Origin of the sequence: Corallococcus sp. RDP092CA, assembly GCF_041903675.1 — a bacterium.
Lineage (GTDB): Bacteria > Myxococcota > Myxococcia > Myxococcales > Myxococcaceae > Corallococcus.
The window spans coordinates 31,326-46,831 of record NZ_JAYESI010000028.1; the positions used below are offsets into that span (position 1 = coordinate 31,326).

The 15,506-nt window shown below is 73.3% G+C and carries 3 protein-coding genes; all 3 read left to right on the forward strand.

Going from position 1 to position 15,506, the window contains the following annotated elements:
* Positions 1-7: 7 nt before the first annotated feature.
* Genes U8525_RS26010 through U8525_RS26020 form a run of 3 tightly spaced genes read left to right on the forward strand, consistent with a single transcriptional unit; the run spans position 8 to position 15,496 of the window.
* The gene (locus U8525_RS26010) at positions 8-4,633 is read left to right on the forward strand and encodes an SDR family NAD(P)-dependent oxidoreductase (RefSeq protein WP_374269108.1); all 4,626 of its coding nucleotides are present in this window, start codon (positions 8-10) and stop codon (positions 4,631-4,633) included.
* A gap of 7 nt (positions 4,634-4,640) precedes the next feature.
* The gene (locus U8525_RS26015) at positions 4,641-10,625 is read left to right on the forward strand and encodes a type I polyketide synthase (RefSeq protein WP_374269110.1); all 5,985 of its coding nucleotides are present in this window, start codon (positions 4,641-4,643) and stop codon (positions 10,623-10,625) included.
* 32 nt (positions 10,626-10,657) lie between these two features.
* Entirely contained in the window at positions 10,658-15,496 is a 4,839-nt protein-coding gene (locus U8525_RS26020) for a type I polyketide synthase (protein ID WP_374269111.1), read from the forward strand.
* Positions 15,497-15,506: the final 10 nt, after the last annotated feature.

A 15,506-nucleotide genomic window follows, 5' to 3' on the forward strand; every position in this document is an offset into this window, starting at 1 on the left:
GAACCCCATGGGTCAAGACTCCACGCGCGCACAGCAGAAGGCCCTGGAGCAGGCGCTCTTCGTCATCGAGAAGCTCGAGGCCAACGCGCGCGCTCGCAGCGAGCCCATCGCCATCGTGGGCATGGGCTGCCGCTTCCCCGGCGCGGACGACCCCGAGTCCTTCTGGCGGCTGCTGCACCAGGGCCGGGAGGCCGTGGGCCCCATCCCCGCCGACCGCTGGGACGTGGACGCGTACTTCGACCCCGACCCGGAACGTCCAGGGAAGATGTACACGCGGTCCGGCTCCTTCCTGAAGGACGTGGATCAATTCGACCCGCTCTTCTTCGGCATCTCCCCCCGGGAGGCCGCGAGCCTGGATCCGCAGCAGCGCTTGCTGCTGGAGGTGTGCTGGGAGGCGCTCGAGGGCGCGGCCCAGGTCCCCAGCCGCCTCGCGGGCAACCGGGTGGGGACCTTCGTCAGCATCGGCCAGAGCGACTATTCGCTGTTCCAGCTCCTCTCGTCGGACCCCACCCGGATCACCGCCTGGGCGGGGACCGGGAGCGGGCTGAGCTTCGCGGCCGGACGGCTGTCCCACACCCTGGGACTCCACGGTCCGAGCCTGGTGGTGGACACCGCCTGCTCGTCGTCGCTGGTGGCCGTCCACCTGGCCATCCAGAGCCTGCGCAGCGGCGAGTGCAGGATGGCGCTCGCGGGCGGCGTGCAGCTCGTCCTGTCTCCGGAGGTGATGCTGTTCCTGAGCCGGGCCCGCGCGCTGTCGCCTGACGGCCGGTGCAAGACGTTCGATGCCTCGGCGGATGGCTACGGACGCGGCGAGGGCTGCGGCGTGGTGGTGCTCAAGCGGCTGTCGGACGCGCTCCAGGACGAGGATGAGATCCTGGCGGTGATCCGCGGCTCCGCCGTGAACCACGACGGGCCCAGCAGCGGGCTCACGGTGCCCAACGGGCTGGCCCAGCAGGCGTTGATCCGTCAGGCGCTGGAGAGCGCCCGGGTCCGCCCCGGCGAGGTGGGTTACGTGGAAGCCCACGGCACCGGCACGCGGCTGGGGGACCCCATCGAGTTCGAGGCCCTGGGCGCAGTCTTCGGCCCGGCGCGCCCCCCGGATCAGCCGCTCTGGGTGGGCTCGGTGAAGACCAACATCGGCCACCTGGAGCCCGCGGCCGGCATCGCCAGCCTGATCAAGGTCGCCCTGGCGCTGCGCCACGCGGAGATTCCCCCGCACCCGAGCTTCGAGCGTCCGAGCGAACACATCGACTGGGGACGGTTCCCGCTCAAGGTGCCCACGGCGCCCATCCCGTGGGAGACGGTCGGCAAGCGGATCGCCGGGGTCAGCGCCTTCGGACTGAGTGGAACCAACGCGCACCTGGTGCTCGAGGAGGCACCAGCGCGGCCCGCGCGCGCGGCCCAGCCTCAACGCCCCTCCCTGTTGATGTTGTCGGCGCGGAGTCCGGAGGCCCTGGAACAGCTCTCGGCTCGCTTCCAACGCCACCTGACCGCGCACCCGGAGCTCTCCGCGCACGATGTCTGCTACAGCGCGTGCACGGGACGCCCCCACTTCCCCCACCGCCTCGCCGTCGTTGGCGCTTCCGCGATGGAGCTGGCCCAGGCGCTCGCACGGCATGCCTCGCGCGGCGACGGCTCCGCGGCCGGGCAGGACGCGTCCCGACGACACTTGTCCGAGCTGGGCGCGAGGTACGAGCGCGGACAGGAGGTCTCCTGGGCCTCCGCGCAGGGCGAGACGAAGGGCCGGCGGATCCCGCTCCCCACCTACCCCTTCCAGCGCATGCGGTACTGGTGCGATCCGCCCACGCGGTCCGCGACACCTCCCGTCGCTCGTGCGTCCAGCGGGGCGTCCGTCATTCCTGGCCGGCGCGTGCACTCGCCGTTGATCGGCCAGACCCTGTTCGAGAGCGGCATCGGCGTGGCGGCGCTGCCCTTCCTCCAGGACCACGTCGTCTTTGGCGAGGTCACGGTCCCTGGCGCCAGCCACCTGACCCACGTGCTCGCCGTCTCGGAGCAGGTGCACGGCGGGCAGGGCAGCGTGCTCGAGAATGTCTCCTTTCCCCAGGCCCTCGTCCTGCCCGAAGGCACGAGCCTCGAGTTGCAGGTCGTGCTGAGTCCCGAGGGAGCCGGGAAGGACTCTTTCACCGTCCTCACGCTCGATCCCGACGCGGCCGGCGCGCGTGTGGAGTGGACCTCGCACGCGACGGGCGGGGTCCGGTCGGCCAGCGCACGGGACGCCGAGGGGACCGCGCTCGAACGCCTTCCGCTCGGGGCACTCCGCGCGGGCTTCACGGAAGCCCTCGATGCCAGCTCGTTCTTCCGGTCCATCAGCCGCCGTGGGATCGACCTGGGGCCCGCCTTCCAATGGCACCAGGAGCTGTGGCGGCGCGAGGCGGAGGCCCTCAGCCGGATGGAGGTGCCCGAGTCCCTGACGCGTGACGAGCGGTATCCGCTCCACCCGGCCCTCCTGGACTCCTGCTTCCAGCTCCTGCTGGCGGCGCTGCCACCGGACGACTCCGGCGAGCTCCCGACGTTCGTTCCCTTCAGCATCGAGCGCCTCCGCCTCCACGCCCGCCCCGCGCGCTTCCCCCTCTGGTGCCACGTGCGGCTGCGCCGGACGGAGGGCGGATCGGAGGACACGCTGCTCGGCGACCTCCGCCTCATGGACGCGCAGGGCCAGGAGGTCGCCGACGTGGAGGGCTTCGTCGGACGCCGGGTGAGCCCCGAGCTGCTGCACGGGCTCCAGGGCCGGGAGCGTGACTGGCTCCAGGAGCTGACCTGGGAGCCCGTGGCGCCGTCACCGCGACCGACCTCCCTTCGCGAGCCCGGCCGCTGGGTGCTCCTCGCGGATCAGGGCGGTGTCGGCCTCCGGCTCGCGGATGCGCTGCGGGCGCGGGGTGGGTCGTGCGTGCTGCTCTTTGACTCCGCGGGCGCTCACGCCGAGGGGCCCGATCGACATGTGCTCGACCTTTCAGAGCCCCAGGCAGCCGGCCAGCTCCTGCGGCGCCTCCTGAGCGAGACCCCGGTGAGGGGCGTCGTCCACCTCTGGAGCCTGGATGCCCACGTCGACGAGATGACCTCGATCGACACCCTGCGCGCGCTGCACCTGCGCACCTGCGGGAGCGTGCTCCAGTTGCTGCGCCTCCTGGTCGCGGGAGAGGGTCCCCCCCTGCCGAAGCTGTGGCTGGGCACGTGCGGCGCGCAGCCCGTGGGCACCATGGAGGCGCCCGTGGAGCCGGCCCAGGCCTCCGTGTGGGGACTCGGACGCGTCCTCTCCCTTGAGCATCCTGACCTGCGGTGCTCGCTCTTCGACCTGGGCCCCACACGCGCCGAGGAGGACCTGACCGCGCTGGCGCTGGCGCTCGTGGACCAGGACGAAGCAGGTCCGCTCGCCCTGCGCCAGGGCAAGCGCTACGTGGCCCGGCTCTCGCCCGTCGCCACTGCCACCACCGCGCGGACCGTGGAGCTTCGCCCGGAGGCGGGATACCTCATCACGGGCGGCCTGGGCGCGCTGGGGCTGCATGTCGCGCGCTGGCTGGTGGAGCGCGGCGCCCGACACCTGGCGTTGGTGGGCCGTCGTGCCTCGACGCCTTCGGCGGAGCAGCAGCAGGCGCTCGATGCGCTCGCGGTGGCGGGCGCCACCGTGCGGCTCTTCGACGCGGACATCTCCCGACCGGACGCCACGCAGGACCTCTTCACCCGACTGGCGACATCCTTCCCGGCGCTGCGCGGGGTCGTGCATGCCGCTGGCGTCAACGACGACGGCGTGTTGCTGCACCTGCCTTGGGAGCGCTTCGAGCGCGCGCTGGCCCCCAAGGTGATGGGGAGCTGGCTGCTGCACACCGCGACGCGGTCGATGCCGCTCGACTTCTTCGCCTGCTTCTCGTCGGCGGCCTCGCTCCTGGGCAACGCCGGCCAGGGCAACTACGCGGCGGCGAACGCCTTCCTCGATGGCCTCGTGGCCTACCGCCGTTCGCTCGGGCTGCCGGGGCTCGGCATCAACTGGGGGCCCTGGGCCGGCGCGGGCATGGCCGCGAACCTGGGCGTCCGCGACCGCGCCCGCTGGGAGCACCTGGGCATCCGCGCCCTGACGCCCACCGAAGGCATGCGCGCCTTCGAGGTGCTGCTCGCGTCGGAGCGAGCCCAGGTCGCGGTGCTGCCTCGCCAGCGGCGCCCGGCGCAGGTGCCGCGCGGCACCGCCTCGTCGCAGCCGACGCGAACGCTCGAAGCACAGCTCGCGGGCCTCGCGCCGCAGGAGGCGGAGCGGGAGCTGATGGAGGTGCTCCAGGCCGAAGCGGCGCGGGTGCTCGCGCTGTCGCCGGGCCAGGCCGCGCCCACGGACCAGAGCCTCTTCGAGCTGGGCCTGGATTCGCTGATGGCGCTCGAGCTGCGCAACCACCTCCAGGCCCGCGCCGGCAAGCCGCTCTCCTCCACCCTGCTCTTCGATCACCCGTCCCTCGACGAGCTGATGACCCACTTGAAGGAGCGGCTCCTCACGCCGGAGCCCAGGGCCGCTCCTCCGCCGGCTTCGAGAGCCCCTGCCGCGCCGCGAGAGGACGTCACGCGGCTCTCCGAGGCGGAGCTGGAGGCCGTCCTCCTCAAGAAGCTCGCGTCGCTGGAGCGAAAGAGATGAGTCGTCCGTGAACGCCCCTTCCCCCTTGCTGAAGGCCTATCTGGCCATCGAGGAGCTCGAGGCCCGGCTCGCCGCTGTCGAGCAGGCCCGGCGCGAGCCCATCGCCCTGGTGGGCATCGGCTGCCGCTTCCCCGGCGGCGCGGTGGATCCCGCCTCGTTCTGGGAGCTGCTCCGCGACGGGCGCGACGCGACGTCCGAGGTGCCCGCGGATCGCTGGCGCATCGACGACTACTTCGACGCGGACCCCGACGCGCCGGGGAAGATGTACACGCGCCGGGGCGCGTTCCTCGACCGGGTGGACGCGTTCGACGCCGCGTTCTTCGGCATCTCGCCCCGTGAGGCGGCGAGCATGGATCCACAGCAGCGGCTCCTGCTGGAGGTGGCGTGGGAGGCGCTCGAGCACGCGGGCATCGCGCCGGACCGGCTCTCGGGCACCCGGACCGGGGTCTACGTGGGGTTGATGGCCACGGACTACACCCGGCTCCAGGCGCAGCAGGTGGCGACCGTGGCGCTCGACCCCTACGGGGGCACGGGCACGGAGCTGAGCTTCCCCGCGGGCCGGCTCTCGTACCACCTGGGGCTCCAGGGACCGAGCATGGTGGTGGCCACGGCGTGCTCCAGCTCGCTGGTGTCGGTGCACCTGGCCTGTCAGGCGCTGCGCGCCGGCGAGTGCGACCTCGCGCTGGCCGGCGGCGTCAACCTCATGCTGTCGCCGGACATCTCCCTGCTGCTCTCCCGGATGCGGGCCCTGTCCGCGGATGGGCGGTGCAGGACCTTCGACGCGTCGGCGGACGGCTATGGCCGTGGCGAGGGCTGCGGCGTGGTGGTGCTCAAGCGCCTCTCGGACGCGGTGGCCGCCCGCGATCCAATCCTGGCGGTGATCCGCGGCTCGGCGGTGAACCATGACGGACGGAGCGCCGGGCTGACGGTGCCCAGCGGCCCCGCCCAGGAGCGCGTGCTCCGGCAGGCGCTGGACGCCGCGGGGCTCGGCCCCACCGAGGTCGACTACGTCGAGGCGCACGGGACGGGCACGTCGTTGGGTGACCCCATCGAGGTCCGGGTCCTGGCGGACGTGCTGTGCTCCGGGCGCGACGCGGCGCAGCCCCTGCTGCTCGGCTCGGTGAAGACGAACGTCGGGCACCTCGAGGCGGCGGCGGGCATCGCGGGGTTGATCAAGGTCGTCCTCTCCCTGCGGCACGGCGAGCTCCCCGCGCACCTGCACCTCCAACAGCCCAACCCGCACATCCCCTGGGACACGCTCCCGCTGCGCGTCCCCGTCCAGCGCACGGCCTGGCCCCAGCGGGACCGGCCCCGCACCGCCGCCGTGGCGTCGTTCGGCATGAGCGGCATCAACGCGCACGTCCTCGTGGAGGAGGCGCCAGCCCCCGCGCCCCGGCCTCCCGCCCCCGAGCGGCCGTACCACCTGCTGACGCTGTCGGCGCACTCCGAGGAGGGGCTGCGGCAGCTTGCGGACCGCTACGCGCGGCACCTGGCCTCGCCCAACCACCCGCTGGGGGAGGTGGCCTCCACCACCCGGACCGGCCGCGCGCATCTGCCGCAGCGCCTGGCGCTCGTCGCGGCATCCCGCGAGGAGGCGGCACGAAAGCTCGCGGACATCGCGACGGGAGCCCTTCCACCGGACGCACGTGCCCGGCGCACGTCGAGCGCCGACCGCCCGAAGATCGCCTTCCTGTTCACGGGTCAGGGCGCCCAGTACCCGGGGATGGGCCGACAGCTGTACGAGACGCAGCCCACCTTCCGGGACGCCCTGGAGCGCTGCGCGGGGCTGCTGGAGGGACAGCTCGGGCGCTCGCTGCTGGAGGTGCTCTTCCCCGTGAACGGTGCGCGCGCGCCGCTGGATGACACGCGCTTCACGCAGCCGGCCCTGTTCGCCTTCGAGTATGCGCTGGCGGAGCTGTGGCGCTCCTGGGGCGTGGTCCCTTCGGCCGTGCTCGGACACAGCGTCGGTGAGTACGTCGCCGCCTGCGTGGCGGGCGTCTTCTCGCTGGAGGACGGCCTGCGGCTCATCGCCGGGCGGGCGCGGCTGATGGGGGAGCTGCCACGCGACGGAGAGATGGTGTCGGTGCAGGCCTCCGTGGAGGAGCTGACGCCGAGGCTCGCCCCGCATGCGCACGCCGTCTCCATCGCCGCCATCAACGGCCCTCGCAGCGTGGTGGTCTCGGGAGAGCGCGAGGTGGTGCGCGCGCTCGCGGCGCAGTGGGAGTCCGAGGGCGTGCGCACCCGGCGCCTGGAGGTCTCCCATGCCTTCCACTCACCGCGACAGGAGCCGATCCTGCGGGAGCTCCGGCGACTCGCGGCCCAGGTCTCCTTGTCGGCGCCGCGGCTGCGGCTCGTCTCCAACCTGACCGGAGCGCTGGCGGGCCAGGAGCTCACCTCTCCGGACTACTGGGCACGCCACGCCCGCGAGGCCGTTCAGTTCGCCGCCGGTGTCCGGACGCTGCACCAGCAGGGCTGCCGCGTCTTCGTGGAGCTGGGCCCGGCGCCCGTGCTCGCAGGGCTGGGCGCAGGCTGCCTGGACGATGCCACCGTCGCGTGGCTGCCCTCCGTGAACCCGAAGCGTCCGGACTGGCAACAACTGCTGGAGAGCGTGGCGGAGCTCTACGTCCGGGGCGCGCCCCTCGACTGGGCTGGCTTCGAGCAGGATCCCGCGCCCCGCCGGGTGGCGCTGCCCACCTATCCCTTCCAACGGCAGCGCTACTGGCTCTGCCCTTCCGTGGGGGCCACCCGGAGCGCCCCGACGGACGGCGCCGGGGCTGCCTCGCAGGTCGTGCGGCTGCTCGAAGCAGGGGACGTCGCGCGGCTGGCGCGCATGGTCGAGGCGGATCAGGTCCTCGCTCCCGAGGAGCGCGGCCTGCTGCCCAGGGTCCTCGAAGCCCTGGTCGCGAAGCACCGCGAACAGCGCTCCGCGCCGGCCTTCCAGGACTGGCTGTACGAGGTGCGCTGGAAGCTCCAGGCGCTCCCGGGGACGCTGCCGCCCCCCGACTTCCTCCCGCCCATCGAGGAGCTGCGAGCGCGACTGGGCGCACAGGTGTCCACGCTCCTGGCGCAGCCGGAGATCGCGCCCTACGAGTCCGGGCTGCGAGCGCTGGAGTCGCTGAGCGCCGTCCTCATCAGCGAAGCCCTGCGCAAGCTGAGCTGGCAGCCAGCCGCTGACGTTCCGGTTCCCGCGGCGGCCCTGGCGGAGCGGCTGGGAGTGATCCCCGCCCAGCGCCGCCTCTTCGAGCGCTTGATCGACATCCTCGCCGAGGAGGGCCCCCTGCCCTCGCGCTCCGACGCGCGCGAGCAGCTCGAAGCCACAGCGTCACGGCACCCCTCGGTGGGGGCTGAGCTGGACCTGCTCAGGCGCTGCGGAACCCAGTTGGCGGAGGTGCTCCAGGGACGCGTCGATCCCCTGCACCTGCTGTTCCCCGGAGGCGACTCGCGCCAGTTGGCGGAGCTGTATCGGAAGACCCCTGCCTCGCGGACGATCCACGCGCTGGTGCAGGGTGCGCTCACCGCGGCGCTCGAACGGCTGCCCCCGGGACGCAAGCTGCGGATCCTCGAAGTGGGCGCGGGCACCGGCGCGACGACCTCCTACGTGCTGCCGCTGCTGCCCGCGGACCGCAGCGAGTACACGTTCACGGATCTGTCGCCGCTCCTGACCGCGCGGGCCTCGGAGGAGTTCGCGGCGTATCCATTCGTGCGCTACCAGGCGCTGGACCTGGAGAAGGAGCCATCGGCCCAGGGACTCGACGCGGGCGGCTACGACCTGGTGCTCGCCTCCAACGTCCTGCACGCCACGCGAGACCTCCGCGAGTCCCTGCGCCACGTGCGCACGCTGCTGAGCCCGGGAGGTCTGCTGGTGGCGCTCGAAGCCACCGAGCCGACGCGGTGGATCGACCTGACCTTCGGCCTCACCGGCGGCTGGAACGGCTTCGTCGACACCGACCTGCGCTCGCGCCACCCGCTGCTCTCCTCCGAGCAGTGGTGCAAGGTCCTGCGCGAGTGTGGGTTCTCCGAGGCTGCGGCGCTCCCCCTGGAGCACGAAGGTCTCGCCGTCCTCTCCAGGCAGGCGGCGCTCCTGGCCCGGGCCGACGCGCGGGTGGATTCAACGGTGACGCCACGGCGGCGCTGGCTGCTGTTGGTGGAGGAGGGCCCGCTCGGAGAGAACCTGGCGGCGCGGCTGCGGCAGCACGGCGACGCGTGCCTGTTCGCGCGTCCCGGTGAGCGCTTCGAGCAGGTGGCGCCAGACGTGTTCCGCGTGGACCCCACCCGTCCCGCGGACCTGCGGCGCCTCATCGAGCTCGCCCGGACAGGCCGGCCTGGCGAAGCGTCGCCCACGCCGCTGGCGGGCGTGGTGCATCTCTGGAGCCTGGAGGTCGCTTCCGTCGCGACCCTGGATGCGGCCTCGCTCGACGCGGCGGCGACCCGGTCGTTTGCGAGCACCCTGCATCTGGTGCAGGCCCTGGCTGCCCTGCGTGAGGGGACACCGCCCGCGCTGTGGCTGGTGACTCGCGGCGCGGTCCCGGCGGGCCCGTCGACGGACGTCCCGGGGCTGGCGCAATCCCCCCTCTGGGCGCTGGGCCGAGCCATCGCGCTCGAACACCCGGAGCTGCGCTGCACCCGCGTCGACCTGCGGCCGGGCGAAGCGCCTCCGGAGGAGGACGCCCAGGCGCTGTTCGACGAGCTCTTCTCGGTCCAGGACGAGGACCAGGTGGCCCGCCGCGCCGAGGGACGCTACGTGTCCCGGTTGTCCCGCCACGCCCTCGCGCCGGCCGCGACCGTGCGCTTCCGCGAGGACGCCACGTATCTCATCACGGGCGGACTGGGTGGGCTGGGGCCACTCGTGGCGCGGTGGATGGCGGAGCGCGGGGCACGGCACCTGGTGCTCGTCGGGCGCCGCGCCACCGGCCCCGAGGCGGACGCGGCCGTGGCGGCGCTGGCGCTCGCGGGCGCGCAGGCGCACCTCCTCCAGGCCGACATCTCCCGCGAGGAGGAGGTCCGCCGCGTGCTGGAGCACGTCCGGACGAACCTCCCCCCGCTGCGCGGCGTGATGCACGCGGCCGGCGTGCTCGACAACGGGCTCTTGAGCCAGCTCACCTGGGAGCGCTTCGCCCAGGTGCTCGCGCCCAAGGTCCGGGGCGCCTGGCACCTGCACGCGCTCACGCGCGAGCTGCCCCTGGACTGCTTCGTGCTGTTCTCCGCGTCGGCGGCCCTGCTGGCCAATCCCGGCCAGGGCAACCACGGCGCCGCCAACACCTTCCTCGACATGCTGGCCTGGCACCGGCGCGCACTGGGACTGCCAGCGCTGAGCATCAACTGGGGCGGCTGGTCCGAAGTGGGCGCCGCGTCCTCGGCCGAAGCGGTGGCGCTGTTGCGCAAGAAGGGGCTGGGGATGATTCCGCCAGCACAGGGGCTCGCCGTGCTGGAGCGGCTGTTCTCGTGCCCCGTGCCCCAGGTGGGCGTGGTGCCCGTGGACTGGCGGAAGTTCATCGAGGGCGCGGGCCGGCTGCCGCTGATCCGTGACTTCGCGGAGCTGGCGCCCGCCCCCGTGGGAGCACCGGTCGGGCTCCTCGAGCAGCTCCAGTCCGCTCCGCCGCACCGCCGACGCACGCTCCTCGCGGAGCACGTCCGCGGACAGCTCGCCCACGTCCTGGGCCTGGAGAGCCACCGGGTGGTTGCCGCGGATACGGGCTTCTTCGACCTCGGGATGGACTCGCTCACGTCGCTGGAGTTGCGCAACCGCCTCCAGCGCGGCCTGGGCCAGCCGCTGCCAGCGACGCTGACCCTGGACTACCCGACGCTCGACGCGTTGACGGACTTCCTGGCGTCGCTGCCTGGCGCTCCTGGGGCCGTGGCGAAGCCCCCGCCCGAGGAGCGACGTGAGGCGCATGCCGCCCCGGAGCCCGGCCCCCGGCTCGAGGTGGAGGCGCTCTCCGAGGAAGAAGCCGAGGCGTTGCTCTTGAAGCAGTTGGAGACGTTGCGGTTCTGACGCGAGCCCCGGGACGAATGAGGTCGGAGGACATGGTCGAACGAGCCAAGAAGAGCGGTGCGCTGTCTCCCGTGAAGCGGGCGCTGGGCGCCCTGGAGGACATGCGCGCGAAGCTCGACGCCGTCGAAGCGGCACGCCGCGAGCCCATCGCCATCATCGGCATGGGCTGCCGCTTCCCGGGCGGGGCGCGCTCTCCCGAGGCGTACTGGCGCCTGCTGCGCGACGGGGTCGACGCCATCACCGAGGTCCCCCCGGAGCGCTGGGACGCCGAGGCCTGGTACGACCCGGATCCGGAGACGCCGGGAAGAATCTCCACCCGCTTCGGCGGCTTCGTCGACGGCATCCAGGACTTCGACGCCCCGTTCTTCGGCGTCTCCCTGCGGGAGGCGCGGAGCCTGGATCCCCAGCAGCGCCTGCTGTTGGAGGTGACGTGGGAAGCGCTGGAGGACGCGGGCGTGCCGCCGGACTCGCTGGCGGGCAGCGCCACGGGCGTCTTCGTCGGCATTGGCGGCACTGACTACGGACAGCTGCTGCTGGCGCGCGGCCCTGAGGAGCTCGACGCGTACCTGGGCACCGGCAATGCGCACGCGGTCGCTTCGGGCCGGCTCTCGTACTGGCTCGGCTTGCAGGGGCCCAGCCTCTCCGTGGACACCGCGTGCTCCTCCTCGCTCGTCGCGGTGCACCTGGCCTGTCAGAGCCTGCGCGCGGGCGAGTGCCGGATGGCGCTCGTGGGCGGGGCGAGCCTTCAGCTCCTGCCGGAGTTCTCCGTCAACTTCTCCAAGGCCCGGATGCTGGCACCGGACGGGCGCTGCAAGACCTTCGACGCCGCGGCCGATGGCTACGTCCGCTCCGAGGGCTGCGGCGTCATCATCTGCAAGCGACTGTCCGATGCCCGGGCGGACGGAGACACCATCCTCGCGATCATCCGAGGCTCGGCGGTGAACCAGGACGGACGCAGCAGCGGGTTGACGGTCCCCAACGGGCCCGCCCAGCAGGCCGTCATCCGCAAGGCGCTCGAGAACGCGGCGGTCCCGGCCACGGCGGTGTCCTACGTGGAGGCGCACGGCACAGGCACCTCGCTGGGCGATCCCATCGAGGTGCAGGCGCTGGCCTCCGTCTTCGCGGAGCGCCCTCGCGAGGAGCCGCTGTGGGTGGGCTCGGTGAAGACCAACCTCGGACACCTGGAGGCCGCGGCCGGGATGGCGGGGCTCCTCAAGGTGGTGCTCGCGCTGCGGCACCGCGAGCTTCCTCCGCACCTGCACCTCCATCGCCCCAATCCCCTCATCGGCGCGTGGGAGCAACTGCCCCTGACGGTGCCGACCCGGCTCACGCCCTGGCGCGCCGGTGACGGCCCGCGCGTGGCCGGGGTGAGCGCCTTCGGGTTCAGCGGAACCAATGCCCACGTGGTGCTCGCGGAGGCCGGCTCGACGGAGACGCCCGCGCCGGAGGACGCGTCGCGCCCCCTCCACCTGCTGACCCTCTCCGCCCGCTCCGACGAGGCGCTCAGCGCCCTGGCGGACCGTTACGCGCGCCACCTGGACGCGCACCCCGAGCAGTCCCTGGCCGACGTGTGCTTCTCCGCCAACACGGGCCGCGCGCGCCTGTCCCACCGCGCGGCGCTGACAGCCGCGTCGCCGGCGGAAGCGCGGGAGCAGCTCGCCGCGCTCGCCCGGGGGCAGGTGCCCGTCCATGCCAGCCGCGGTCCGAGCGGGAGCCGCCCCCTCGTGGCCTTCCTCTTCACAGGCCAGGGCTCGCAGTGCGAGGGCATGGGACGCCAGCTCTACGAGACGCATCCCGTCTTCCGGAGGGCGCTCGAACACTGCGCCACGCTGTTGGAGGGACAGCTCTCCCGGCCATTGCTCGAAGTGCTCTACCCCGCCCCCGGGGAGCGCTCGCCGCTCCACGAGACCGCGTTCACCCAGCCCTCGCTGTTCTCGCTCGAGTACGCGCTGGCGGAGGTCTGGCGCTCCTGGGGCGTGAGGCCCACCGCGGTGATGGGCCACAGCCTGGGCGAGTACGTGGCGGCCTGCGTGGCCGGCGTGTTCAGCCTGGAGGACGCGCTGCGGCTCGTGGTCGCGCGAGGCCGCCTGATGCAGGCGCTCCCGGACGATGGAGACATGGTGGCGGTGGCGACCGATGCCGCGCGTGCCGCGTCCTTGCTCGAAGGATGGAAGGACTCGGTGTCCATCGCCGCGATCAACGCGCCCGCCAGTGTCGTGCTGTCGGGGCGTCGACAGGCCGTCCAAGCCCTCACCGCCGAGCTGCGAGCCCAGGGCATCCAGAGCCAGCCGCTTGCTGTCTCGCACGCGTTCCACTCGCCGCTGATGGAGCCGATGCTCGCGGCCTTCGAAGAGGTGGCGCGCGGTGTCCACTACGCCCAGCCCACCCTCGACGTCATCTCCAACCTCACCGGAGCGCTGGCGGGTCCGGAGCTCGCCACGCCCGCCTACTGGACGCGCCACGTGCGCGAGCCGGTGCTGTTCGCCGACGGAATGCGCACCCTGCACCAGCAGGGCTCCCAGGTCTTCGTGGAGGTGGGCCCCAAGCCCACGCTGCTGGGGATGGGGCGCCAGTGCCTGCCCGAAGCAGCGGACGCGCTCTGGCTCCCCAGCCTTCGTCCGGACCGCGACGACTGGCGCCAACTGCTCACCAGCCTGGGAGCGCTGCACACGCGCGGAGCGGAGGTGGACTGGCGAGGCTTCGACCAGGGCCGCGCGCGGCGCCGGGTGCCACTCCCCACCTATCCGTTCCAGCGGCAGCGGTGCTGGTACGAGGAGTCCGAGCGCCCCCGAAGACGTGAAGCCAAGGGCACGCCGCGCGCGCCTTCCTCCTCGCGCGTCGTGGCGCTGCTGGATCGCCAAGACGTGGACGGCCTGGGGCGCGAGCTGGAGCGGACCGGCCCCCTCACGCCAGAGCAGCGCGCGCTGCTCCCCGACCTCTTGCGGCTGCTCATCCAGCGGCATCACCAGCAGCAGGCCGGTGATGTCCTGGGCGACAGTTGCTACCGCACGAGCTGGCGGGAGTCCGCGCGTCCCACCGACGTCGCAGCCGCCAGCGTCCCCACGCAGTGGCTCATCCTCGCGGATCGCGCGGGCCTCGGCGAGGCGCTCGCCGACGTGCTCCAGGCCCAGGGACACGCCTGCATCCTGGCCTGGCAGCCCCCACCCGACGCCGCCGTCGAGGAGCTCGAACGGCTGCTGGCCGGGGCGCTCCAGCCCGGTCGCCCTCCCCTCGTCGGCGTCCTCCACCTCTGGAGCCTGGATGCGCCAGGACTCGACGAAGCGGGCACGACGCCGGAGGAAGACTTCGGGCAGTGCGGCGCCCGGGTCTTCGAGCTCGTGCGCGCGCTCGTCAGCGCGAAGGGCCTCGGCGTCCCTCCTCGGCTCTGGCTGCTGACACGGGGGGCCGTGTCGCCTGTGGAGCCCTCCAGGCTCTCGCTGTCGCAGTCGCCGCTGTGGGGCATCGGCCAGGTCCTCTCGCGCGAGCACCCGGAGCTGTGGGGCGGTCTCGTGGATCTGGATCCCGCGGCGCCGGCAGACGAACCGCACACCGTGTGGACGGAGGTGCAGCGCCCCAGCGGAGAGGACCAGCTCGCGTTCCGCCAGGGTCGCCGCTACGTCCGTCGGCTGGAGCGCATCCCCACGTCCGAGTCCCGCGCGCGCGCCCTGCGTGCGGATGGCACCTATCTCATCTCCGGCGGGCTCGGAGCCCTGGGGCTGCGCGTCGCGCGGTGGATGAGCGAGCGGGGCGCCGGAGCCCTCGTCCTGCTGGGCCGGGGGGCCCCTGCCGCCGCCGCCCAGGAGACCCTGGAGCGGCTGCGCGAGGCCGGCACCCGGGTGCACGTGGCGCAGGTGGACGTCAGCGATGCCGGCGCCGTGGAGCACCTCCTGGAGTCGGTGCGCGCCACCCTGCCGCCCCTGCGCGGGGTCGTCCATGCAGCAGGCATCGTGGACGACGGGATCCTCCTCCATCAGTCGGAGGAGCGACTCGCGCGGGTGATGGCGCCCAAGGCTCGCGGCGCGTGGAACCTGCATCGCCTGACGCGCGGCGATCCGCTCGACGCCTTCATCCTGTTCGCCGCGGGCTCCGCGCTGCTCGGTTCACCCGGACAGGGCAGCTACGCGGCGGCCAACACCTTCCTGGACGCGCTCGCGTGGCATCGCCGTGCACTCGGCCTGCCCGCGCTGAGCCTGGACTGGGGCCCGTGGGCGGAGGCGGGCATGGCGGTCGATGCGCGCTACCGCGCACGGCTGGAGGCCCACGGCCTCACGCCGCTGTCCACGGAGGAGGGCCTCGGCGCGCTCGAACGACTCTGGGACGAGACGGCACCCCAGGTGGCCGTGCTGCGGGTGGACTGGTCCACCTTCCGGCGACAGCTCCCCTCGGGCGGGCGCATGCCCCTGCTCGCGGCGCTGGACGCCGCCGTGCCCGGGGAGACGCCCCGCCAGGACACGCTCCTGGAGCGGCTCGAGCAGGCGCCCGACAGCGAGCGGCTCGCGCTGCTGACCCGTCACGTCCGCGAGCTCGCGGCGCGGACCCTGGGGCGCGAGCCCTCCCATCCCCTCGAGTTGGAGCGAGGCTTCACCGACCTGGGCATGGACTCCCTGCTCGCGCTCGAGCTGCGCAAGGGGCTCGAAGTCAGCCTGGGACGCTCGCTGCCGCCCACCCTTGTCTTCGAGCACCCCACCATCTCGCTGCTGGCCGCCCACCTCCATCGCGAGCTGCGGGCCAGCGCTCCGCCCTCCTCCCCCCCCGCGCCCCCTCTCCCCGCGCCGCGCGCGAGCACGCCCGCCGCCTCCGCCGCCGTCGTCGAGCAGCTGTCCGAAGAGGAAGTCGAACGGCTCCTCCTCGCGAAGCTGGCCAGGCTTTGAACTCCGAGAC